Origin of the sequence: Pseudomonas saliphila, assembly GCF_008638345.1 — a bacterium.
Lineage (GTDB): Bacteria > Pseudomonadota > Gammaproteobacteria > Pseudomonadales > Pseudomonadaceae > Halopseudomonas > Halopseudomonas saliphila.
Genome location: NZ_VTVA01000006.1, coordinates 97,971 through 120,409, shown reverse-complemented (window position 1 = coordinate 120,409; position 22,439 = coordinate 97,971). Strand labels below are relative to the sequence as shown.

The 22,439-nt window shown below is 58.9% G+C and carries 19 protein-coding genes and 2 tRNA genes; 8 read left to right on the top strand and 13 right to left on the bottom strand.

The window, feature by feature from the left end:
- Positions 1 to 80: 80 nt before the first annotated feature.
- Positions 81 to 359 carry a DUF4404 family protein gene (locus tag FHK95_RS08785; protein WP_150304235.1) on the top strand — a complete coding sequence of 93 codons (279 nt, stop codon included), beginning with the start codon at positions 81 to 83 and terminating at the stop codon, positions 357 to 359.
- Between the two features lie 68 nt (positions 360 to 427).
- Here the strand turns inward: FHK95_RS08785 and queF are convergent, their stop codons facing one another.
- Genes queF through FHK95_RS08770 form a run of 3 tightly spaced genes read right to left on the bottom strand, consistent with a single transcriptional unit; the run spans position 428 to position 3,033 of the window.
- On the bottom strand, positions 428 to 1,264 hold the full coding sequence (gene queF, locus FHK95_RS08780; protein WP_150304234.1) for an NADPH-dependent 7-cyano-7-deazaguanine reductase QueF: 837 nt from the start codon (positions 1,262 to 1,264) through the stop codon (positions 428 to 430).
- A gap of 60 nt (positions 1,265 to 1,324) precedes the next feature.
- Positions 1,325 to 2,104, bottom strand: coding sequence for an ABC transporter permease (locus tag FHK95_RS08775; RefSeq protein WP_408003606.1), 780 nt, complete (start codon positions 2,102 to 2,104; stop codon positions 1,325 to 1,327).
- Positions 2,101 to 3,033 carry an ABC transporter ATP-binding protein gene (locus tag FHK95_RS08770; RefSeq protein WP_150304232.1) on the bottom strand — a complete coding sequence of 311 codons (933 nt, stop codon included), beginning with the start codon at positions 3,031 to 3,033 and terminating at the stop codon, positions 2,101 to 2,103. The genes FHK95_RS08775 and FHK95_RS08770 overlap by 4 nt, the downstream gene beginning before the upstream one ends.
- A 206-nt stretch (positions 3,034 to 3,239) precedes the next feature.
- Here FHK95_RS08770 and FHK95_RS08765 point away from each other — a divergent pair, with 206 nt between their 5' ends.
- From FHK95_RS08765 to FHK95_RS08755, 3 genes are all read left to right on the top strand, one after another.
- Positions 3,240 to 4,562: a spinster family MFS transporter gene (locus tag FHK95_RS08765; protein ID WP_150304231.1), complete on the top strand. Its 1,323-nt coding sequence runs from the start codon at positions 3,240 to 3,242 to the stop codon at positions 4,560 to 4,562.
- A 182-nt stretch (positions 4,563 to 4,744) separates the two neighbouring features.
- Entirely contained in the window at positions 4,745 to 7,201 is a 2,457-nt protein-coding gene (locus tag FHK95_RS08760) for an acyl-CoA dehydrogenase (protein ID WP_150304326.1), read from the top strand.
- Between the two features lie 115 nt (positions 7,202 to 7,316).
- Positions 7,317 to 7,730, top strand: coding sequence for a PA2817 family protein (locus FHK95_RS08755; protein WP_150304230.1), 414 nt, complete (start codon positions 7,317 to 7,319; stop codon positions 7,728 to 7,730).
- A gap of 82 nt (positions 7,731 to 7,812) precedes the next feature.
- On the opposite strand, the gene FHK95_RS08750 is transcribed toward FHK95_RS08755, so the two are convergent.
- From FHK95_RS08750 to FHK95_RS08720, 7 genes are all read right to left on the bottom strand, one after another.
- A complete protein-coding gene (locus FHK95_RS08750) occupies positions 7,813 to 10,047 on the bottom strand; it encodes a heavy metal translocating P-type ATPase (RefSeq protein ID WP_150304229.1) in 2,235 nt (744 codons plus the stop codon).
- 18 nt (positions 10,048 to 10,065) lie between these two features.
- Positions 10,066 to 11,184, bottom strand: a complete 1,119-nt coding sequence (locus tag FHK95_RS08745; protein WP_150304228.1) for a c-type cytochrome — start codon at positions 11,182 to 11,184, stop codon at positions 10,066 to 10,068.
- A 2-nt stretch (positions 11,185 to 11,186) separates the two neighbouring features.
- On the bottom strand, positions 11,187 to 12,041 hold the full coding sequence (locus tag FHK95_RS08740; protein ID WP_150304227.1) for a c-type cytochrome: 855 nt from the start codon (positions 12,039 to 12,041) through the stop codon (positions 11,187 to 11,189).
- Positions 12,038 to 12,670: a cbb3-type cytochrome c oxidase subunit II gene (locus FHK95_RS08735; protein ID WP_150304226.1), complete on the bottom strand. Its 633-nt coding sequence runs from the start codon at positions 12,668 to 12,670 to the stop codon at positions 12,038 to 12,040. The genes FHK95_RS08740 and FHK95_RS08735 overlap by 4 nt, the downstream gene beginning before the upstream one ends.
- 1 nt (position 12,671) lies before the next feature.
- On the bottom strand, positions 12,672 to 14,282 hold the full coding sequence (locus FHK95_RS08730) for a cbb3-type cytochrome c oxidase subunit I (protein WP_150304225.1): 1,611 nt from the start codon (positions 14,280 to 14,282) through the stop codon (positions 12,672 to 12,674).
- A 449-nt stretch (positions 14,283 to 14,731) separates the two neighbouring features.
- Positions 14,732 to 14,807, bottom strand: a tRNA-Gly gene (locus FHK95_RS08725).
- Positions 14,808 to 14,823: 16 nt separating this feature from the next.
- Positions 14,824 to 14,899: transfer RNA gene (locus FHK95_RS08720), tRNA-Glu, on the bottom strand.
- Positions 14,900 to 15,256: 357 nt separating this feature from the next.
- Between FHK95_RS08720 and FHK95_RS08715 the strand changes: the two genes are divergently transcribed.
- Both FHK95_RS08715 and FHK95_RS08710 read left to right on the top strand, forming a co-directional pair.
- A complete protein-coding gene (locus tag FHK95_RS08715) occupies positions 15,257 to 16,027 on the top strand; it encodes a hypothetical protein (protein WP_150304224.1) in 771 nt (256 codons plus the stop codon).
- Between the two features lie 99 nt (positions 16,028 to 16,126).
- A complete protein-coding gene (locus tag FHK95_RS08710; protein ID WP_150304223.1) occupies positions 16,127 to 16,801 on the top strand; it encodes a glutathione S-transferase family protein in 675 nt (224 codons plus the stop codon).
- Positions 16,802 to 16,804: 3 nt separating this feature from the next.
- On the opposite strand, the gene FHK95_RS08705 is transcribed toward FHK95_RS08710, so the two are convergent.
- A complete protein-coding gene (locus FHK95_RS08705; RefSeq protein WP_408003605.1) occupies positions 16,805 to 17,683 on the bottom strand; it encodes an ATP-binding protein in 879 nt (292 codons plus the stop codon).
- A 141-nt stretch (positions 17,684 to 17,824) separates the two neighbouring features.
- On the opposite strand from FHK95_RS08705, the gene FHK95_RS08700 reads away from it, so the two are divergent.
- Positions 17,825 to 20,203 carry a response regulator gene (locus FHK95_RS08700; RefSeq protein WP_206668556.1) on the top strand — a complete coding sequence of 793 codons (2,379 nt, stop codon included), beginning with the start codon at positions 17,825 to 17,827 and terminating at the stop codon, positions 20,201 to 20,203.
- Here FHK95_RS08700 and FHK95_RS08695 read toward each other — a convergent pair.
- Together FHK95_RS08695 and msrB are read right to left on the bottom strand one after the other, a co-directional pair.
- The gene (locus FHK95_RS08695; protein WP_150304221.1) at positions 20,192 to 20,683 is read right to left on the bottom strand and encodes a glutathione peroxidase; all 492 of its coding nucleotides are present in this window, start codon (positions 20,681 to 20,683) and stop codon (positions 20,192 to 20,194) included. The two genes, FHK95_RS08700 and FHK95_RS08695, sit on opposite strands and share 12 nt — an antisense overlap.
- Positions 20,684 to 20,700: 17 nt before the next feature.
- Positions 20,701 to 21,099: a peptide-methionine (R)-S-oxide reductase MsrB gene (gene msrB / locus FHK95_RS08690; protein ID WP_150304220.1), complete on the bottom strand. Its 399-nt coding sequence runs from the start codon at positions 21,097 to 21,099 to the stop codon at positions 20,701 to 20,703.
- Between the two features lie 119 nt (positions 21,100 to 21,218).
- On the opposite strand from msrB, the gene FHK95_RS08685 reads away from it, so the two are divergent.
- Positions 21,219 to 22,430 (top strand): pyridoxal phosphate-dependent aminotransferase, encoded by a 1,212-nt coding sequence (locus FHK95_RS08685; RefSeq protein ID WP_150304219.1) that lies wholly within the window; start codon positions 21,219 to 21,221, stop codon positions 22,428 to 22,430.
- Positions 22,431 to 22,439 lie beyond the last annotated feature (9 nt).

The following is a 22,439-nucleotide window of genomic DNA, read 5'->3' as shown; positions in this document are numbered from 1 at the left end:
CCGGCATGATTGACCGGCGCGACGCTGGCCGGGAAGACAGGTTATAGTGAAACAAGACCGCCAACTCAGGAGAAGCCAAAATGGCCGAGCAGCACTTGAAAGAACAACTGGAATCCCTGGAAGAGATGCTGGAGGATCCAGAAGCGCCCTTGTCGGCCGAAGAACGCGCCTCACTTCAACAACTTGCGACCAATATTAAAGCCAGATTGATAGCTCGAGACGTCAACGAGGAAGCCGAGGCCGACCCTACCCTGGTCGATGGCGTCAACCTGATGATCGAGCAGCTCGAAGCCCGTCACCCGACCACAGCCGCGACCTTGCGTAGTGTTATGCAGACGCTAGTGGACATCGGTATCTGACAGACTGTCTAGCCCGGCGCGCTTTTGATAGGGCAACCGTCGGGCTTGAATGAGCCCGTGGTGCCTGATTACTGCCGGGCGAGGCGGAAATTGTCTGCCGGGCCCGGCTCGGTAGAACGATAAGGATTGATATCCAGGCCACCGCGCCGCACGTAACGGGCGTATACCGTCAGCTCGCAGCGCCCGCCCAGCAAGCTATAGAGATCAGTAAAGATGCGCTCCACACACTGTTCGTGGAAATCAGCCTGCTGACGGAAGGACAACAGATATCTCAGCAAGCTCTTGCGATCCACTGTAGCCCCCGCATAGCTGATGACCACGCTACCCCAGTCCGGCTGGCCGGTTACCGGGCAATTGGACTTGAACAGATGGGTATACAGGGTTTCCCGGATACGCCTGGCAGCGGGGGCCAACAGCAGCAGGTCCGGATTATATTGGTACTGGTCGATATCCACCTGAAGGTCATCGAGACATTCCCCCGGCAATTCAACCATCCCCTTGCGATACAGCTGATCCATGGTCAACAGCTTGACCATTACCGGGCCCTGCGCTGCCACCGACAGGTCTGACTCGAGCGTGCGCAGCACTTCATGGCGATCACGAAACACCGTTTGATTGAACGAGTTCAGATACAGCTTGAAGGACTTGGACTCGACAATCCGCTGCGCAGTGATCGGAAAAACAAACTCGGCAGCGGCAATTTCCGGCTTGCCCGAAGGCGTCAGCCAGGAGAGTTCATAACAGTTCCACACGTCAGCGCCGCTAAAGGGCAAGTCGTCGGGATTCAGCCCCAGCTCCCGCCACTTGGGCAAACGGGAAATCGGGAACAGTAGAGATGGGGTGTAGACACTTACGTAAGCACTTGATTTACCAAGAGGTGAATCATCTGCCGGGTGCTGATTCATAACTTTTCTCCATGCCGGGCCGGCAGCATACCTTGCCTCTGCCAACCCGGCCAACCACGGTTACTGACGCATGCCAATGCCGCGTTTGAGCAGCCAGTAGCTGAAGCAATACATCACGATGACGAAGCCGACCATCAGCGTCAGAGCGACGCCGATGTGGATATCCGAAACGCCGAGAATGCCGTAGCGAAAGGCGTTGACCATATGCAGTATCGGGTTGATCAACGACACCTTCTGCCAGAACTCTGGCAGCATACTGATCGAATAGAACACCCCACCGAGATACGTCAGAGGCGTCAGCACGAAGGTCGGCACGATGGAAATGTCATCGAAATTGCGCGCGAAGGTCGCATTGATGAAGCCGCCCATCGCAAAGACCAGCGAGGTAAGAAACACGACCGTGACCGTCAAGCCGATGTGTTGCACCTGTAACCGCGTGAAGAACAACGACATCAGGGTCACGATCAGTCCCACCGCCAATCCCCGCGCCACGCCACCAAAGGTATAGCCAAGCAGGATCACGTGCGGCGACACCGGCGCCACCATCAGCTCCTCGATGGATCGCTGGAACTTGGTACTGAAGAAGCTCGACACCACGTTGGAATAACTGTTGGTGATGACCGACATCATGATCAGACCGGGGACGATGTAGTCGATGTAGGGATACCCATCCATTTCACCGATTCGGCTGCCGATCAAGTTGCCGAAAATGACAAAATACAGAGCCATGGTGATACCCGGCGGCAACAGCGTTTGCGGCCAGATGCGTGAAAAACGACGGACTTCTTTTGAAAGAATGGTGACAAAAGCGACCCAGCCACTACGCCAATGAGTCATCAGGCCACCCCTTTTTCGGCATTTTCATCAACCAGGTTGAGAAACAGCTCCTCGAGCCGGTTGCTCTTGTTACGCAAACTCAGCACCTCAATACCCTGCGTAGCCAGTTCGGCAAACAGACCATTCATGCCCTGCGCCTTGTCGATCTGCACCTCAAGTGTGTGCTCATCGACCAGCCGGCACGGATAGGCGTCGAGCACCGGCGCTGCGTGCAGCGTCTCACGGCAATCCAGCAAAAAGGTTTCGACGTGCAGCTCCTTGAGCAGACGACGCATGCTGGTGTTATAGATGATCCGGCCCTGATCGATAATGGCGATGTTCTTGCACAGCTGTTCGGCCTCTTCCAGATAATGCGTGGTAAGGATGATGGTCACCCCCTGCGCGTTTATCTCCTGCAAAAATTGCCACATCGAACGCCGGATCTCGATATCCACCCCGGCGGTGGGCTCATCCAGAATCAGCAAGCGGGGCTCGTGGATCAACGCGCGGGCAATCATCAGCCGCCGTTTCATCCCGCCGGAGAGCATGCGCGATGCAACATCGCGCTTGTCCCACAGGCTCAGGCGCTTGAGATACTTTTCTGCGCGCCGGGCTGCTTCCCCAGCAGGAATGCCGTAGTAACCAGCCTGATTGATCAGGATATCCATCGCCTTCTCGAACTGGCTGAAATTGAATTCCTGCGGTACCACACCGATGCAGCGCTTGGCCGCCATCAGGTCGGTGTCAATGTCATGACCGAAAATACTGACGCGACCGGCCGTCTTAGTCACCAGGGACGAGAGGATGCCAATGGTGGTGGATTTTCCGGCACCGTTAGGTCCCAACAGGGCAAAGAAATCACCCTGCTGCACTTCCATATCGATGCCTTTGAGGGCGGTAAAACCATTGCCGTAGGTTTTTTCCAGCCCCTTGATACTGATAGCTGCGGTCATGCACACGTCTTCCGGCCTTGAGAGTCGAGGGCTAATGATGGGGGCACACTTCGAAAAATCAAGACCTTGCGCCAGATGACGGCGATCTGCGCAGTACATCTCGAGATTACAAAACCCCTACAAATGTCCGCCATACGTCAATTGTCCATGCCTCCAGCCAGCCCTTATGCTCTCCGGCACAAAGACAACAGCCCAAGGAAAGCCCAATGGCTAATACGCCCGAACCCGCGGCAGTAGAAGCAATAGAACAGGACGACGTTGCCAGCCGCATCACGCCAGCCTATCGACGCTATGCATTGATCGTGCTGCTCGCGGCCTACACGTCCAGCCACGTTGACCGCAACATCGTCGGCATTCTGATCGAGCCGTTGAAGGCAGACCTGCTGCTCTCCGATACTCAGCTGGGTTTCCTGTCGGGCATTGCATTCGCTTTGTTCTATGCGACGTTGGGCATTCCGATCGCAATATTTGCCGACCGCTCCAACCGCCGTAATATCATCGCCTGGTCTATCGCGATCTGGAGCGGCATGACTGCTCTTTGCGGTGCTGCGCAAAATTTCTGGCAACTGGCGGCCGCCAGGGTCGGTGTCGGTATAGGTGAAGCCGGCTCGAGCCCCCCTTCCCACTCAATGCTTTCCGATCTGTATCCCAAGGAAAAGCGTTCTGGGGCCATGTCGATCTATTCGCTGGGTGTGTACTTCGGCATCATGATCGGCTTTCTGGTGGGCGGTTTTGTCACCGAATGGTGGGGCTGGCGCGCAGCGTTTCTGGTGGTTGGCCTTCCCGGCCTGCTGATTGCCGCACTGGTCCGGTTCACCATGATCGAGCCGCCGCGTGGCTTCGCCGACGGGGTCAAACCACCACCGCTGGGCAAGATCAACGTACGTGCGGGGTTCGCGGTGTTATGGCGAGTGCGCACTACCCGGCATGTAGTACTCGGCCTGACCCTTACCAGCCTGGTCGGTTACGGCAGCATTATCTGGAGCCCGGCCTTCCTGATGCGTAGCCACGGGCTGACGGCGAGTGAAGTGGGTCTGTTTCTCGGCCCGGTAATGGGTGTCATCGGCGGCCTGGGTGCGTTCGTCGGCGGCATGCTGGCTGACAGACTCGCCGCCCGCGATCAACGATGGAATGCCTGGATCGTCGGTCTGGCAAAATTCCTGTCCGTCCCCTTCATCGCAGCCTTCTACCTGATCGATAACACCATGTGGGCACTGATCGCTTATATGCCCGCTGTGTTCCTCGGCGCTTTCTATCTAGGCCCTAGCTTCGCCATGATTCAGAGCCTGACCCCACTGCGCAGCCGGGCGCTGGCCTCAGCCATCATGTTGTTGGTGCTCAATCTGGTCGGTCTCGGACTTGGCCCACAGGCCATCGGCATCATCAGTGATCTGATGCGCGTCTGGTTCGAGAATGACAGCCTGCGCTACGCCCTGCTTGGCGCCGCCGTTATCAACTTCTGGTCTGCCGCGCACTACTACCTGGCAGGCCGTACCATCAAGCAGGATACGGCCAACCTCGAAAGCTAGCCTGCAATACACATTGCTGCCCGCTCTGGGCAGCAATGTTCCGCTATTACCTCCAATTATTGCCGGAGTCTTCGCAACGCCACCCTGCTCGTTGCGCTCACATCAAACCCCGACAGACCCTCGCGCTTTAAAAGCGCTATGCTGGTTGCTGGACATTTCTCAAATCGAAGGAGCGCTAAATGGTGACCCTGCTCTGGCTCATCGGCCTGATACTTTGCATAACCGTGCTGGCTCACATGCGCAGCGGCTTGCTGAATGGCTGCATAGCCACCGCGGTCTATCTGCTTGCGATGACCGTTTTAAGTCCCGCGCACTGGTTATTGATGCTGGTGCTGTGGGTGGTATTCCTCGGCATCGCGATACCGCTGAATCTCCCTGACTGGCGCCGCGCCAACATCAGCACCCCAACCTTTCACTGGTTCAAGAAGGTGCTGCCGCCCATTTCCGACACCGAACAGGAAGCACTCGAGGCTGGCACGGTATGGTGGGACGGCGAACTGTTCAACGGTCGGCCTGACTGGAACAAACTGCACGCCTTCCCTCGCCCGACCCTGACCGCTGAAGAAAAGAACTTCATGGATGGGCCCGTCGAACAGCTGTGTGCCATGACCAGCGAATGGGAGGTGACGACCGCCTTTCAGGATCTGCCGGCGGATGTCTGGGCGTTCATCAAGGATAACGGCTTCTTCGGCCTGATTATTCCCAAGGAACATGGCGGCAAAGGGTTCTCCGCCTTCGCGCATTCGCAGATCGTGATGAAGCTCGCCAGCCGTAGCGGCGACCTGGGCTCAACCGTCATGGTGCCCAACTCGCTCGGCCCGGCGGAGCTGTTATTGCAGTACGGCACTGACGAGCAAAAGAATCATTACCTGCCGCGGCTGGCCGCTGGCAAGGAAGTGCCCTGCTTCGCCCTGACCTCGGCTGAAGCCGGTTCCGACGCTGGCGCCATGCCGGATAAAGGCATCGTCTGCATGGGCGATTGGGAAGGCAAGCAAACCCTGGGCCTGCGCGTCACCTGGGAAAAACGCTACATCACCCTGGGCCCCGTCGCGACGTTGCTGGGGCTGGCATTCAAGGTCTATGACCCTGATCACCTGCTTGGCGAAGAAGAGGAACGCGGCATCTCGCTGGCGTTAATCCCCACCGAGACCCCCGGCGTCGAAATCGGTCGCAGACACTTCCCGCTGAATGCGGCATTCATGAACGGACCCAATTCTGGCACCGACGTATTCATCCCCATGGAGTACCTGATTGGCGGACAGGACATGATCGGTCAGGGCTGGGTCATGTTGATGAATTGCCTCTCCGTCGGCCGCTCCATCTCCTTGCCCGCCGGCAGCACCGGCGCGGCCAAGATGGCCAGCATGACTACCGGCGCCTATGCGCGTATCCGCCAGCAGTTCGGCCTGCCCATTGGCGAGTTCGAGGGCGTTCAGGAAGCCCTCGCCCGGATCGGCGGCAACACCTACGTAATGGACGCAGCGCGTTGCATGACCGCTGGCGCCATCGACCAGGGCGAAAAGCCTTCGGTACTGTCCGCGGTAGTCAAATATCATCTGACCGAGCGCATGCGCCAATGCCTGAATGATGCGATGGATGTTCATGGCGGCAAGGGCATCTGCATGGGCCCGAAGAACTATCTGGGCCGTGCCTATCAGTCCATTCCGATCTCGATCACCGTCGAGGGCGCCAACATTCTTACCCGCAGCATGATGATTTTTGGCCAGGGCGCAATCCGCTGCCATCCATATCTGCTGCAGGAAATGACCGCCACCCAGGATCCTGACGTGAACAGCGGGATCGAGCGCTTCGACAAGCTGCTGTTCGAGCATGTCGGTTTCGGCGTCAGCAACGCTGCCAGCAGTTTGTTGCTCGGACTCACCGGCGGTGCGTTGGCGAAAACACCAGGCAACGCTGCAACCAAGGGCTATTACCAACAGCTCTCACGTCTTGCCGCGGCGTTCGCCACGCTGGCTGATACCACCATGCTGATGCTCGGCGGTGAACTGAAGCGCCGGGAGCGGTTGTCGGCGCGGTTGGGCGATGTGCTGAGCAATCTGTATCTGGCCAGCGCCACCCTCAAGCACTTTCACGACCAGGGCTCGCCTGAGGAAGACTTGCCCTTCGTGCGCTGGGGCGTAGAAGATCTGCTCGCCCGGACCGAGCAATCAATGCATGAGATATTGCTGAACTTTCCTAATCGGGTGGCAGGTGTACTGCTGCGCATTGTGGTGTTCCCGCTCGGACGTCACCTCGCTCCGCCTAGCGACAGTATCGGTGCGGAGATCGCCCGTCGCCTGATGACACCAGGCGCCTCGCGGGATCGCTTGCTGGCTGGCTGCTACCGCAGCAACGACCCTGACGACGTCACCGGCCTGCTGAACAGCACGCTGGAGCAAGTCATTGCAGCTGACGCACTGCACGCGCACATCCGCAAGACAAGCAAAGCGGAAGGGACGAAAGGTGATAGCCAGGAAGACCTGGTTGCCTCAGCACTGGCGAGTGGAACCATTACCGAAGCCGAAGCCGAACAGCTCAGCGCCGCCATAACCGCGAGACGTGCGGTGATTGAGGTCGATGACTTTTCTGCAGAAGAGATGAATCCTCAGCACGACACCTCGGTTCCGCTCAAAACCTGACCCCAGAGAGCGATGCCGGCCAGCGAGCCGGCATCGCCAAGCGGTCTTTACGCGTCCCAGTGCATGCACGTTCCGCGTCTTCTGCTAGACTCCCGCGCTTGCCAAGGAGACACCCATGAATACCTCACTGCCCTACCACACCTATCATCTGGCGCTGCTCAAAAGCCTGTTCGATACTCTGCGCGCCCAGTCAATGCTGATGGAGCAGGTGCCCGAGGAGAGCAATATTCTTTTCCTCGAGCGCTTCGACGAAATGATCAACGACCTTGAAGCAGGCGATGACGCCGCGCTACAGCAAGGTCAGGAAATCATCTGCCAGATTATCTCGCGCTACCCTCAGATCGCCCATCTGATTCCGCGCGACCTGCTGTGGTATTTCGGTGGGGATTGCCTGCATTTCATGCCCGACGAAGAAATCGCCCTGTACCAGCTGCTCGACGAGCATCAGGCCGAGGCTGAAGCGCGTGGCGAGGCCTTCGACTGGGCACAGGCCAAACAGCTGCTGATGAGCAATCCAGGCCAGAGCTGAGTGCGTAGGTGGTCAGTTCTAGGCTGCTCAAGCGTTGAGCCAAACCGTAGACCTCGTCCTGCAACAGGGCCAGACCCCAAATTCAGCCATGTGCAGGAGCACCCACCGGGGCCACCCGAGCCACCGGTGAATGGGTAAGCCGCGCGCTATTGGCGACGACGCTCAGGCTGCTGACGAGCATGGCAATCGCGGCGGCGACAGGGGGCACCGCGCCGGTTGCGGCAAAGCTCAGGATAGCGGCATTGTAAATGACCGAGAAAACCAGATTCTGGCGGACGATTTGCAAAGTCCGGCGCGACAGGTGCCATGCAGAGGTCACCCCGGTAAAGCCCCCATCCGCAATCACTACCCCGGCTGTCGCAACCGCCGGAGCCGAAGCGCCTTGCACGGCAATACCACAATCCGCTGCTGCCAGCGCGAGCGCATCGTTGACGCCGTCGCCCACGAACACTACCGGCTTTTCAGCGTTATTCACGTGCGTCACTTTATCTTCCGGCAGACAGCCGGCGTACACCCGGTTCGGCTGCAGACCGATCGCAGAGGCAACCACTGACGCCGCATCTGCATGGTCTCCGGTTGCCAGAGCGAGTTTCACGCCAGCGTTCCGCAGGGTATCTGCCGCCTGGATGGCGCCGGGACGAAGGGCATCCCGCAGCAAGATCAACCCGAGCCATTCTCCGTTGCGGGCTACGCCAACAGGCGTGGCACCAGGATTCCCTTCACTCACTTCGGCGGGAATCCCAACGCCCTGCTCTCGCAGCCAGCTCACGGCGCCGACCATGACGTTGTCAGCGGCGTCTGCGGCGCGCCAGATGGAGCCCCGGGCATAGCGGGTGGTATGGCCGGGCCCGTCAGTCTGCGTAGCAGCGTCGGCGGCACGGTTGATCGCGTCTGCAATGGGGTGAGCTATTCCGGCTTCAGCCTGCGCGGCGAAGCGAAGCAGTCTATGCCGTGAAAAGCGCTCGCTGATGACTTCCTCTACTTCCAGCTTGCCTGAGGTCAGCGTGCCGGTTTTATCGAACAGCATCTCCCGGGCGCCAGCCAGTGCTTCCATAGAGGCAGGATCACGGAACATGATGCCTTGCCGGGCGGCGGTGCCGGTCGCAGTGGCATAGGCCAGCGGCAGGGCCAGACCCACCGCACAAGGGCAGGCGGCCACGAGCACCGATAGCGCACGCAAGGCAGCCTCCGCAACGTCACCGGTGGTGCCATAACCATAGGCAAAGGCTACTGCAGAAAGCCCCACCGCAGTGGGGACCAACCAGCGTGCGAACCGCTCTGCCTGGAGTGCTACCGTACTTTTAGCCCCTGACAGCTCCAGCATGCGGACACCAATCCGGTCGACGAAACGGTCGCCATACGCAACGTCTGCACGCACGGTGATCTGGCAAGAGAGATTGATGCTGCCGGCTTCTACCACCGCTCCGGGCGCAATCGCCAAAGGACGGGCTTCGCCTGAGACAATCGCGCGATCGACCTCGCTCTCGCCATCGAGAACCGTCCCATCAACAGCAATGCGCTCGCCTGCTCGTATCTGCACCGACTCGCCTACTTCGAGATCAGCTGCGCGGATTTCTTCGCTGGTGCCATCGCTCCGTAGTCGTCGAACCGTTTCTGGCACGGCCTGACGCAGCGCGTTAACTGCAGCGGAGTTGCGGCGACGAGCATGGAGTTCGATCAGACGGCCACACAGCAGAAACGTCACCAACATCGTCGCCGTGTCGATGTAGATGTCGGCGCTGCCCCGAGCCACCTGCCAGACGGAGAGACCGGTTGCAGCCAGCACGCCGAACGAAATCAGAGCGTCCATACCCGGCACGCCTGCCTTCAAGGTTCGCCACCCAGCAAGATAGAACGCCCAGGCCGAGTATGTCAGGACCGGTATCGCAGAGATGACCGCGGCAACAGCGATCCACCAGCCCGCGGCGGACTGTGCAATCACCGGGTCGACGTAGAGCATGATCGAGCCGAGCATGCTCCACATGCCGAAGAAAAGAGCGACCGCCAGCCGTACCCAGACCTTGCGGGATTGCTCGTCGATCCGCTGCTCCATCTGATCGACTTCAATCAGTGGGGAGACGCGATAGCCCAGTTTGGCCACGCGCTCGAAGATTCTTCGCGGGTCGAAGTCGTCGTTCTCCCAGGTCACCAGAGCACTGCCGCCGGCGAAGCTCGTACTGGCAAACGAGACGCCTGGAATCCGCTGGATGATCCGTTCAACCGCCATGGCGCAGCCGGCACACCACATTCCCTCGATGGTCACCACCAACCGGCGTGCCCGACGAATGCTGGCTAAGTCCAACTGATCGGCATTCATCTGGGATGGCGTCCCGGGTTACCGGGACGCGTCAGCCTGTTCACGGCTGACGCCTTGCCCCAAAATCTCGCCGCGCACTTTCTGGCCATAATAGATCTGGTCGCCCTCGTGATACTTCGCGCGGTTTTCTTCAACGCTGCCGGTCTGGCGAGGGTCCTTTGGCCGTTCAAAGCTATTGATATAAGCGGCCACGTCCCACGCTTCCTGATCGGTCAGACTGTTGGGCTTGCTCAGCGGCATATTGGCCTTGATAAAGGCCGCGGCGGTATTGATCCGGGACATGCCCGCGCCCCAGTTGTAGGCCTCTGGCCCCCATAACGGCGGGAATTGCACGCTGCCGTCGGCTTCCCGGCGTCCTTGACCGCTTTCACCGTGGCAGAGCGAACAGTTTGCCTGGTAGACCTCCTCTCCCCGCTCGTAGTCGTAGCCGAGCTCGGTTTTCGCCACCTTTGGATAGCCAGCCCCCGGTACTGTTCCGCCGGCGGGCAGACCATCCGCAAGCCAGTACGCATAGGCCTCAAGGTCAACGTATACGTCGCTGCCCAGAGGCGGGGGCATCCCGGAAGGTGAGTCCGGCGCGTTCATCGAATAGGTAAAGCAGCCTCTAATACGCTCCTGAAACGTGTTTACCTTTTTATTCTTGCCACGGTACATCGGGTACTTGGGATAGGCGCCCCACAGCGGCGCAGAATTCTCCTTCCGCCCGCCGTCCAGGTGGCAGTTTGCACAGGACTGGCTGTTGCCTACGTAGTCCGGTGCGTGCTTACCCGTGTTCAGAAAGACGTCCCTGCCGCGACGAATCGATTCGCCGAATGGTGTATCGGGGATATCGGCTTCAGCAGGAGGCGCGTAATAGCCTTCGCTGGATACCGGAATCTTCGGCGGATCGGATTGAACATCCGCCAGCCACGTCTCCCGGGCATCCAGCATTTCCGCCCGACTGGCCAGCGCTTGCTTTTCAATGTCCGCTTCGTCGGTTTTCGGTATACCGCTTACCGCGCTATAGGCGTCGTTCCAAACACCTGACTGGAAGAGCAGCGTGCCGAAGGCAAACACAGCCAGGCCCAAGGCCCCCGCCTTGAGCAGACGGCGCAAGGTTTGGCTCAAGCCACCGCTCTGTGAGGAATTCGTGCTCATTTTTATTCTCCGACTGGTCCGGTAAACGATTGCGCCTGTGTTCTTGATCTGAGAGGCAATGTGGCCAGGAAGTCTGACACTGCTCGCATGTCCTCCGGGCTCATCGCTTCGGCAATGCCGTCCATCAAGGCCTGCGGCGAATTACCGCGAGCTCCAGCGTGCCATTTGGCAAGCTGGACAAAGGTATATTCAGGGTGCTGGCCGGCCAGCATAGGGAAGAAGGGTTCTACACCTTCACCGCTGCCCCCGTGACACTGTAAACAGGCCGGTACGTTTTCTTCCCAGTCGCCGCTTTCAGCAAGTACCCGGCCACGCTCAAGATCGCCACCCATCGTCGGTGCCACGCGTGAAGGCAGGCGGATCTGGGCATAGTAATCTGCGAGGTCCCGCATCTCGTCTTCGTTCAGAGCACTCACGACGAAAGCCATATTGTCGTCATCGCGGCTACCGCTGTGAAAGTCCTGGAGCTGTTTGAACAGGTAATCCCCTACCTGGCCGGCCAACCGTGGTGTCGAGGCAGTCCCCTCTCCACTCGCTCCATGACAGGACGCACAGCTCCACATATCGTCCTTACCCGAGTACACCAGTCCCAGTACTTCCGGCGATGCATTCTGCAGACCCTGCGCTTCAGCAGCGGTCGAGGCCTCGGGAATGTCCGGACTGGCTTGCTGGACAGCTTCGGGGCCGGTTTCATCGTGGGCGGCACCGAATTCGCTCAGGTAGGTCAACGCACCCCAGACGGCAAGCGCAAAGGCCAGTGCGATAACGAAAAGCGGGATCGGCTGATTGGGCTCCCAGGGCTCGAAATGCTGGTCAACCTGGTCGAGATGATTGTCCGACTTATCACGCCGCTTCATTTGTTCTCCCCCTTACGCGTGTCGAAGCCTTGATCCCGAATGCTGCTCAGCTCGCCTTCCACCGCGTAAGTCCGATTCAGGCTTTGCAGGTACGCCACCAGATCGAGCGCTTCCTGTCTGGCTACCACCACCTTGCCGTCAGGCCGGAACGCCGCCGGAAGCTTGACGACCACATCCTCCGGCGAAGCCGCTGCTTTGGCCTCGAACAGGAACGGGTACGCCGGCATGATGCTCCAGTCGAAAATCGCCCGGGGCTGATAGAGGTGCGTGAGGTGCCATTCGGCGCTGGGCAGTCGCGCGCCTATGTTCAGCAGGTCAGGTCCGGTACGCATGGTGCCTAACTGGTGTGGCGCGTCGTAGTAATAATCGCTGCCGACTGACGCGCGCCCCCATCCGTGGGCCGCGTCTGCCAGGGTCTGCGAGCCCGAGCGGGGTTGCTGGCTATGACAATAGACACAACCCAGGCTGACGTATTGGTCACGCCCGGCCTGCTCCTGCGCGGTGTAGGGCTTCAATTGCTCCGCAGGCTTCTGCTTATTGATCTGCATACCCGGCAGAATGACGAGCATCAGCGTGGCCGACGCCAGTATTGCAACAGCACCGATAGAGAGGGGAAGCAGACGATTCATATCAAATGCCCTCCACAGTGGCGGGACGACGGGCGGCTTCCGGTTCAGTTTTCGAACGTGCTAACAAACCCTTCCCCAAAAGCAATGCAGCGATATGGACAGCGAAGATAACGTGACCAAGCGTCATCAAGGTCCCGCCAACGGAGCGGGCTTCCAGATAGGGACGAACCGACTGGGTAATGTCAGCGAACGGATGCCCGACTTCCAGGAGCCCCAGCCCTTGCAGCCAGCCGCCAATGGAGACGGCAAAGAAGTAGATCCCGAAGCCGCCCACCACTAACCAGTAGTGCGCAGCCAGCAGGCGGGGCCAGGGCCATTCGCGCCGGGTTAGCAACGGCAGCATGTAATAGAAGGCGCCGAACATGACCATGGTGGTAAACGCGTAGGCGCCGAGATGAGCGTGACCGACGGTGTAGTGCGTGAAGTGGGTAACGGAGTTGATCGACCGGAGTGCCTCAAGGGACCCCTGAAAAGAAGCGAGCGTATACATCACCGCGCCAGTAGAAACGAAACGGAGCGCTAGCGACTGCTTGAAAGCCCACAGGTTGCGCAGCACCGTACCGTGCTGGTTGATCGCTACGGCAATCACCGGGATGAACATCATCACGCTGTGGACGACGGACAGTGTCACCACCCAGGTTGGGACCGGACCACCGATAAGATGGTGGATGCCCACCTGGCTATAGAACAGTGCCAAACCCCAGAACCCTAGAAGGGACAGGCTATAGGAAAAGACGGGGACGCCGATGATCTTAGGGATCAGGTAGTACGCGGCCCCTACACCCAAAGGGGTCAGCCATAGACCGAGTACGTTGTGGGCAAACCACCAGTTCATCGTCGCCTGCTGTACCCCGGAATGCAGCTCAGGGATCTTGGCAATAAGGAACAGAATCGGGAACCAGCACAGCGCTGCCAGAAAATACCAACCCGTGACGTAGATATGATGCACTTCACGGTGTCTGGCGGTGCTGATCAACGAAAACGCCATGCACGCCCCGCCGATTGCCATCAACAGGCCAATCTCCCAGGGAATCTCGAGCCACTCCAGCCCCTCTGTCCAGCCACTACCGATGGCAACAACACCCGCAAGGACGCCGATGCTCCAGAGACTGGCGCCGAAATACGCGAGGTTAGGCCGGCGAAGAGGTGTATGGAACATGCGCGGCAAAATCCACAGCGCAATCCCGATCCCGGCAACTGAAAGCCAGCCGTAAGACACCAGGTTGAGGTGCATGGTGCGCACCCGGCCAAACGTCATGGCAGCGCTGTCGCTTAGCAGGTCAGGCATATGTAACTTGAAGGAGGCGAGCAGACCGAAGGCGGTGCCCAGTAGCAGCATGACGGCCGCAACCACCGTCATGAGGATGACGACTTTGCGACCTGGCTCATCGATGCGTGAGCGCACTGCGTCGAAGACTTGCTGCTCCTTGTTCTTCTCGCCGTCGAAAGCGGTGGAGTCATCCGGCTGACCTACCTCGCCCTTCTCGAAGATCGACTCCGCATCCTGCTGGCTGACAGAGAACTGGCGATTGGCAATTGCCCAGATCAGTATGCCGAGCGCCGCCAGCGATCCGATGAAGCTGAGAGTCAGCAGAAGCCCTGTTGTTATCATGGTGAAGGCCTACTCCATTCAAATGGTTGATAGCCTCCGGAAACGTTTTTTTAGGCCCGGACTGTCCGGTGATTACCGCGCTGAAAGCCACGGGTAACAAACCAGGTTTTACCCATGCCGGGCTGACCGCCCGCCTCTGCACGAATCGTTGCCCTGAACGTAGCCGGAAAGGTACTGATCAACGTCAACGACGTCAGTGGTGGAAACTAACCGCCCACCATTAAGGGAAGATTAAAAGCCCGCGTGTGGGCGTATGGAGGTGTACTGCAAACAACGCGGACGCACCGAGAATGTTAGGCGCACTCAGGTGAAGGCGAGCCACTATGCGAGTCGTGAATTCAGACAGGGTCTATCGCGCGAGCGTATGCAACGAAGCATGAGGAGGCAGGGAAACTGCTGGAATTGCAGGCACAAAAAAGCCGTCACATGGACGGCTTTTTTGATGAATCTGGAGCGGGAAACGAGACTCGAACTCGCGACCCCGACCTTGGCAAGGTCGTGCTCTACCAACTGAGCTATTCCCGCAAAACTGACGCCGAAGTGGCGTCCCCTAGGGGACTCGAACCCCTGTTACCGCCGTGAAAGGGCGGTGTCCTAGGCCACTAGACGAAGGGGACGTATCCGGACTTCCTTCACAGTGCCGAGGTTATTAACCCTGGCTACTTGCTGCTCCCGTGTTTCAATGTTCGCTGCAAGTGGCGCGCATTTTAGGCAGACCCCGGAGAACCGTCAACCCCCAACCTGATATTTTTTCAGGTTTTTTTCCGGTGCCGCGTAATTTCAGGGCTCGCGGGCAGGCTCGTCTTGCAGCACGCCGTTAATACGCCCTGCGCCACTGACAATGAATCAGCGCAGTCTAGTACTACCTGTACCCAGATGCGAACCACGTCACATAAATTCGCGCTTGCAACGCTTCCTGTTTAGTTCGATGCTTGCTCTTCTACCACGTACGTCACAAGGAAGAGAGAGCGATCGTGTCCCCTTTAGTCATTGGAGCCCTGGTAGCCGGCGGCGTGCTGATATTGATCAGCATCGGTTTCATCAGCCATAGCCTCGAACGCGCGCGACTAGAGCGCGCACGGCAAACCGCTGAGCTTAGCGCTCGCGTCAGATACTGCTCAGCGCTGGGCGAAGAGTTACCTGGTCAGTTCATGACGGTGGAGCTGAAGTCACTGCTACTGACCATCGAAGAGCATCTACTGACTCAGCTCCTGAAGCTGGATCGGAAAAACACCAAGGCCGAAAACCAGCTTGCAATGGTCCGCCAACAATTGTCGACCGGCGATCTAAGTATCGGCAACACGCCGATCGCGATCACCAGCGAGATCCAGGCCCGCGACGTGCGCCTGCAATTGGAAAACCTGCACAAACTGCTGTCCCAGGCTCACAAGGACGGGTTGCTCGATAGCGCTGGGCTGCAGCAATGGATCGCCGGTATCCGCCAGCATATTGTTGCCACCACTATCGAGATGTTCCAGGCGCTGGCAAACGACGCCCTGCAGCAGGGCAAACCCCGCGTAGCCAAACTGCAGTACGAGCGTGCGGTGGCGTATCTGCAGAAGCAGAACGATCCGGCCTGCGCCGAGGTACTCACCCAGATGCGCCGCAAGCTCAACGAGGCCGAACAAGCCACCATCCGCACCGAGCAGATCGCCGACCCGTCAAACAGTGAACTACTCGCCGGAATGGACGCGCTTGAAGAAGATGATGAAGCCTGGAAAAAACGATCCGTGTACGATGACTAGCGGCCGCCGATACACCAGGCACGCGTAACCGCTGTCCGCGCTATCCTCCGTGCATTGTGGATCCAGGCCCTTTATTTCCAACACATACCGGAGCCCCGCATGGCATTGACTCTTTATGGCGCGATTCTGTCCCCCTTCGTTCGCAAGGTCCGCATCCAGCTGGCCGAGATCGACCAGGATTATGAACTGGTCACGGTGAATCCCTTTGGACAACCCGACTGGTATTACCAGATCAACCCGCTTGGCCGCGTGCCTGCCATCCAGGACGACGAGCTGAACCTGGCCGACTCTGCGATTATCGCCCAATACTTGCATGACACCCGCGGCAGCGTGCTATATGGCACCACGCCTCAGGAAGCCGCCAGGATTCGCTGGCTGGAAAAGTATGCCGATTACGAAGTAGCGCCCTTCGCGACCTTCACGGTGTTTTACAACCGTATTGTTCGACCGCTCAAGGGCGAGACGACCGATGAGCAACTGATCGCTGCCGCGCTGAGTGAGAAGCTACCGCCGTTGTTCGATTATCTCGAGGCCCAGCTGGGCAGTAATGAGTACCTGGTCGGCAACCGATTCAGCATGGCCGACATCGCGGTGGCCTGCCAGCTGATCAATCTGGGGCACGGGGGCGAGACGCTCGACCCCCGTCGCTGGCCAAGCCTGGCTGGTTTCCTTGAGCGAGTGAGTACCCGCAGCAGCGTCAGCGAGCGGCTCGCCGAGGAGCGCAACCTGCTGGCCAAGATAGCGGCGCGCTCTGCGCAGAAACAACCCGGCTGACGGCTAGGCCTCCAGCAGCGCCCGCCCTACCCAGGAGCGGGCGAACTGGTAGGCGCACCGCCCGTTACGATTGCCCCGCGCCAGCGCCCAACGTATTGCTTCCTTTCTCAGCTCATCATTCCATTGCCACGCCAGGCCATGCTCCGCGGCCAGCGATCCGAGCCAGTGCTGTACCACGTCCAGATAATGATCCTGGGAAAACGGATAGAACGAGACCCACAGCCCGAAGCGATCCGAGAGTGCGATTTTCTCTTCGATGGCCTCACCGGGGTGCAGTTCGCCATCGACCATCGATGCGCCCTGATTATCGCTGCGCTGCTCGGGCAACAGATGCCGACGATTGGAGGTGGCGTAGAGCAGCAAGTTGTCCGGCGTCGACTCCAGGGTGCCGTCGAGCACTGTCTTCAAGGTCTTGTAGGCACTGTCATCCGCCTCGAAGGCCAGGTCATCGCAGAACAACAGGAACTGCCAAGGCTGCGCCCTCACCTGCTCGATCAGTACCGGTAGATGCACCAGATCATTCTTGTCGATTTCGATCAGGCGCAGCTTGCGGCCGGCATATTCGCCCAACAGGGCTCGGATCAACGACGACTTGCCCGTGCCGCGCGCGCCCCACAACAGCGCATTGTTGGCCGGCAGGCCTTTGACGAATTGTTCGGTATTGGCCCGCAGCAACTCTTTCTGGCGCTCCACGCCGACCAGATCGGTCAGTCCTGTATGCTGGCCGATCATCAAAGGCCGCAACCAACCTCGGTCCCCTTCACCCATCCAGCGTGCCGCCAGCGTGTCCGTCCAATCGATGGTCACCGGCTCTGACGGGAGGGTTTTTTCGAAGCGATCCATAAACGCCACTGCGCGCTTCATGAACTGCTCGGGAGTCATTACACTCATTTCCTGTATTCCTGTTCAGGGCAAATGACTTAGCATGCCACGTCCAACCCAAACGACCGATACCCATTCGATCAACCAGGCAGCCGTAAAACTGAGCTAATCTGATGGCGACAGCAAAACCCAGGATGACCCGTGAACCATATACGCTTTACTGATCGCCTCTCGTTCAAGCAGGCGCGACAGGGCGTTCTGGCAGCTTTCATTCTGGGCACCCTGCTGGGTTTGATTCAGGTCTCGCTCGATTATCGAGCCGAAGACGCTGCAATTGATCATGAAATCGCGGCACAGATCAATGTCAGCCTGGGCCCAGCGTCGCGCATCGCTTATAACGTCGATACCGAGCTCGCACGCGAGCTGACCAGCGGATTGCTGCAATCACCTCCCATAGTGCGCGCGGAGATCATTGATGACACCGGCGTCGCCCTGGCCAGCGTCAACCGGCCAATGATGGAGAGTCGTTACCGGGCATTCAGTGATGCGCTGTTCGAGCCGGTGCGCAATTATTCGCAACCGCTTTACGTTGAGCACTCACCCAACGAGCTACTCGGCCACCTGGTGATCGAGGTCGATACCTTCCATCAGGGCTCGAAGTTCCTGCGCCGCGCGGGCCTCACCCTGGTCTCGAACTTCATCCTGTGCCTGGTGTTGTCGCTGATATTGGTGGTGCTGTTCTACGGCATGCTGACCAAGCCGCTGGTGCGCCTGATCACTGATCTGCTCGGCATGAAGACCGAGCACGAACGCAGTCGCCTACCCTGCCCGACCGGCCATGAGCGCGATGAAATCGGCGCGCTGGTGGAGGTCATCAACCAGCAACTACAGAGCATCGACGTCAACCTTCGGCAAAAGCTGCGCGCAGAAGATCGGCTTCGCCAGTATCTCGACGAGCTGGAAACCATTGTCGAGGCGCGCACCACCGAGCTGCAGGACACCAACCGCCAGCTGCGCCTGTCCAACCGCGAGCTGGAAGACTCCCGCCAGGCAGCACTGGACACAGCGAGTTCGACTGCCGCCTTCCTCGCCGCCATGAGCCATGAAATCCGCACCCCGATCAACGGCCTGCTGGGCATGATCGGCCTGGCGCTGGACAGCGAGCTGAGTGATGAGCAACGCCAGCAGTTATCGATAGCCTACGATTCCGGGAAGATTCTGGTCGAGCTGCTGAACGATATTCTTGATCTGTCCAAATTCGAGGCAGGAAAACTGCAGCTCGAAGAAATCCCCTTTGATCTCGGTGCTCTGCTCGAGGACACCACGAGCCTGCTTTCCCAGAATGCCTACAAGCGCGATATCGAACTAAGCTGCCGCATTGATCCAGCCTTGCCTGCCATGCTGCTTGGCGACCCAATGCGGGTCCGTCAGATCATCAGCAACCTGCTATCCAATGCGCTCAAGTTCACCGAACAGGGCCAGGTCTCGGTGTACCTGGCCGTCGCGCCTAACCGGGGCGGGCAACAATGGGTTGATATCTACGTGCGCGATACCGGCATCGGCATTCAGCCAGAAGCGCTGGAATCGGTATTTTCTCCCTTCACCCAGGCCGATGCAGAAATCTCCAGACGCTTTGGCGGCACAGGCCTGGGGCTCGCTGTGTGCAAAAGTCTGGCGGATGCGATGCAAGGCACCCTGACGGTTGAATCCGAACCGGGTCAGGGCAGCAAGTTCACCGTCAGCCTGCCGCTCAAGACGCACTCTACAGAGCCCACATTCTCATTGCCCACGCCGCGTAGCGTGTTGATATGGAATCGCCTGGGACGGTTACAGGGCCGATTTCTCCTCGAACAGCTAGAGCACTGGGGCATGCGCTGTCTGCTGGTCAACTACAGCGACCAGGTTCACCCTCCGCTGAATAATGCTCAGTTTGACTTCTGGCTTCTAGACAGCCCCGATGTGGCGCACCGGCTCGCTGGCCAGCGCATGGAGATCCCGCGCCTGCTGGTATGCCCCTACACCGGCTGGCTGGGTTCAGCGGACGCGCGCGCTACCGGTGTTCGCCAGCAGGTAGCAAGCCCACCCTCGCGCGCGCGCCTGGCACGCGCCATCGATGAGCTGTTTGCCAAGGATCCTTCCAGCGCGGACGGCATTGCCGCAGCACAGGTGCAAACCGGCCGGACGTTATTATTGGTCGAAGACAACCAGGTCAATCAGATGGTCGCCAAAGGCATGCTCAGCCGTCTGGGTTACCAGGTGATGGTCGCAGAGCATGGCGAAGCGGCCCTCGCGCTACTGCAGGAAAACGACTTCGATCTGGTACTGATGGATTGCAACATGCCGGTCATGGATGGATACGAAACCACCCGGCGTATTCGTGAGCAGCCCCAATGGCAGGCGCTACCGGTCATCGCGCTCACGGCCAATGCAATGGAAGAAGACCGCCAGCGTTGTACCGACGCCGGCATGAACGACTATCTGGTAAAACCGTTCAAGCGGGAAGATCTGCAAAACATGATGAACAAGTGGCTCGGCGACGGCAACGGCGAAAGCCGCGCCGACCCTGAGCTAAGCCAGTAACGCCTCGATATCCTTGGCCACCTGCTCCGGTTTGGTGGTCGGCGCATAGCGCTTGACCACCCGCCCCTGGCTATCCACCAGGAATTTGGTGAAATTCCACTTGATGCCCTTGCTGCCAAGCAGACCAGGCGCCTGGGATTTCAACTGGGTGAACAACGGATGTGCGCCGCTACCATTCACCTCAACCTTGCTGAACAACGGAAAGCTGACACCAAAGCGCATTTCGCAGAATGACGATATTGCCTGTTCATCCCCCGGCTCCTGCGAACCAAACTGGTTACAGGGGAAGCCCGCAACGCGCAGCCCCTTATCCCCATAGTTCTTCCACAGTGTTTCCAGCCCCTCGTACTGCGGCGTGAAACCGCATTTGCTGGCTGTGTTGACCACCAGATACGCCTTGCCCCCCAGCTCCGCTAGGCTGGTCTGGCGACCATCGATGGTGGTACAGGGAATGTGCAGCACGTTGTTCTTGTTGTTCATGTCATCGTTCCGTTGAGTTATTCGTCACGCGGGTGCAATTGCAGCGCCACCGAGTTAATACAATATCGCAAACCGGTCGGCGGTGGGCCATCAGGAAACACATGCCCGAGATGCGCGTCACACCGCGCGCACAGCACCTCGGTGCGCATCATCCCGTGACTGGTGTCCTGCTGTTCGACAACCGCCGCTCCGCTGACCGGCTGGGTGTAGCTCGGCCATCCGCATCCGGCGTCAAACTGGGTGGCGGTATCAAACAGCGGCGCATCGCAGCAAATACAGTGATACACACCCGGCGTGGTGTTGCTGTTATAGGCACCGGTATAGGGGCGTTCGGTGCCCTTGAGACGACACACCTGGAACTGTGATTCGTCCAGCTGCTCGCGCCAGGCGTCTTCGGACTTGATGATCTTATCCATATTTCCTCCACACACTTGCGATTATCAGACTTCCCCGAGTATGGCTGCTCGACGTATCATGCCGTTTCATTTTACTGGCTTCGCGCTACGTCAGCCCTCAGGAACCCAAGGGAAACATCATGCAGGTTAGCAAGTCCAACAAATTGGCCAACGTCTGTTATGACATCCGCGGGCCCGTCCTGCACCATGCCAAACGGCTGGAAGAGGAAGGTCACCGGATCCTCAAGCTAAATATCGGCAACCCTGCGCCCTTTGGTTTCGAAGCCCCGGAAGAAATCCTCCAGGACATTATTCACAACCTGTCCACTGCCCAGGGCTATAGCGACTCCAAGGGTCTGTTTTCTGCGCGCAAGGCGGTCATGCATTACACGCAGACCAAGAACATTCCCGGCGTCACGATCGAGGACATCTACCTCGGCAACGGCGTATCCGAGCTTATCGTCATGGCCATGCAGGGCTTGTTGAACAATGGCGACGAAGTGCTGATTCCGGCGCCAGACTACCCATTATGGACCGCCGCCGTGAGTCTGTCCGGTGGCAAGCCGGTACATTATCTGTGCGACGAAGAATCTGACTGGTATCCCGACATCGAGGATATCCGCAGCAAGATCACACCGAACACCCGCGCACTGGTCATCATCAACCCCAACAACCCCACCGGGGCGGTCTACTCGCGCGACATGCTCGAGCAGCTGGCGCAGGTAGCCCGGGAATTCCACCTCGTGCTGCTGGCTGACGAGATCTACGACAAGATCCTGTACGACGGCGTCGAGCACGAATCCATTGCGGCCATTGCGCCGGATGTGTTCTGCCTGACCTTCAACGGCCTGTCCAAATCCTACCGCGTAGCCGGCTTCCGTTCGGGCTGGATGATCCTCAGCGGACCAAAAGCCAAGGCTCACAGCTATATCGAAGGGCTGGATATCCTGTCGTCCATGCGGCTGTGCGCAAACGTACCGGCGCAGCACGCGATCCAGACCGCCCTCGGCGGCTACCAGAGCATCAATGATCTGGTGCTGCCGGGCGGCCGACTGCTGGAGCAGCGCGATACCGCCTGGGAATTGCTCAACGATATTCCCGGCGTGAGCTGCACCAAGCCCAAGGGCGCGCTCTATCTGTTCCCCAAACTGGATCCCAAGGTCTATCCGATCCATAACGATGAAAAGATGGTGCTGGATCTGCTGCTCAAGGAGAAGATCCTCATCGTTCAGGGCACGGCGTTCAACTGGCCCTGGCCGGATCACTTCCGCATCGTATCGCTACCGCGCAAGGATGATCTGGAAGTCGCGATTGGCCGGATTGCCAATTTTCTCAAGGACTACCGTCAGTAAAACCACTGA

Coding starts and splice junctions, on each gene's coding strand:
- FHK95_RS08710 (WP_150304223.1), top strand. CDS start 16,127: ATGGCATTGACTCTTTATGGCGCGATTCTGTCCCCCTTCGTTCGCAAG.
- FHK95_RS08740 (WP_150304227.1), bottom strand. CDS start 12,041: ATGAAGCGGCGTGATAAGTCGGACAATCATCTCGACCAGGTTGACCAG.
- FHK95_RS08695 (WP_150304221.1), bottom strand. CDS start 20,683: ATGAACAACAAGAACAACGTGCTGCACATTCCCTGTACCACCATCGAT.
- FHK95_RS08770 (WP_150304232.1), bottom strand. CDS start 3,033: ATGACCGCAGCTATCAGTATCAAGGGGCTGGAAAAAACCTACGGCAAT.
- FHK95_RS08685 (WP_150304219.1), top strand. CDS start 21,219: ATGCAGGTTAGCAAGTCCAACAAATTGGCCAACGTCTGTTATGACATC.
- FHK95_RS08755 (WP_150304230.1), top strand. CDS start 7,317: ATGAATACCTCACTGCCCTACCACACCTATCATCTGGCGCTGCTCAAA.
- FHK95_RS08745 (WP_150304228.1), bottom strand. CDS start 11,184: ATGAGCACGAATTCCTCACAGAGCGGTGGCTTGAGCCAAACCTTGCGC.
- FHK95_RS08705 (WP_408003605.1), bottom strand. CDS start 17,683: ATGACTCCCGAGCAGTTCATGAAGCGCGCAGTGGCGTTTATGGATCGC.
- FHK95_RS08730 (WP_150304225.1), bottom strand. CDS start 14,282: ATGATAACAACAGGGCTTCTGCTGACTCTCAGCTTCATCGGATCGCTG.
- msrB (WP_150304220.1), bottom strand. CDS start 21,099: ATGGATAAGATCATCAAGTCCGAAGACGCCTGGCGCGAGCAGCTGGAC.
- FHK95_RS08785 (WP_150304235.1), top strand. CDS start 81: ATGGCCGAGCAGCACTTGAAAGAACAACTGGAATCCCTGGAAGAGATG.
- FHK95_RS08750 (WP_150304229.1), bottom strand. CDS start 10,047: ATGAATGCCGATCAGTTGGACTTAGCCAGCATTCGTCGGGCACGCCGG.
- FHK95_RS08765 (WP_150304231.1), top strand. CDS start 3,240: ATGGCTAATACGCCCGAACCCGCGGCAGTAGAAGCAATAGAACAGGAC.
- queF (WP_150304234.1), bottom strand. CDS start 1,264: ATGAATCAGCACCCGGCAGATGATTCACCTCTTGGTAAATCAAGTGCT.
- FHK95_RS08735 (WP_150304226.1), bottom strand. CDS start 12,670: ATGAATCGTCTGCTTCCCCTCTCTATCGGTGCTGTTGCAATACTGGCG.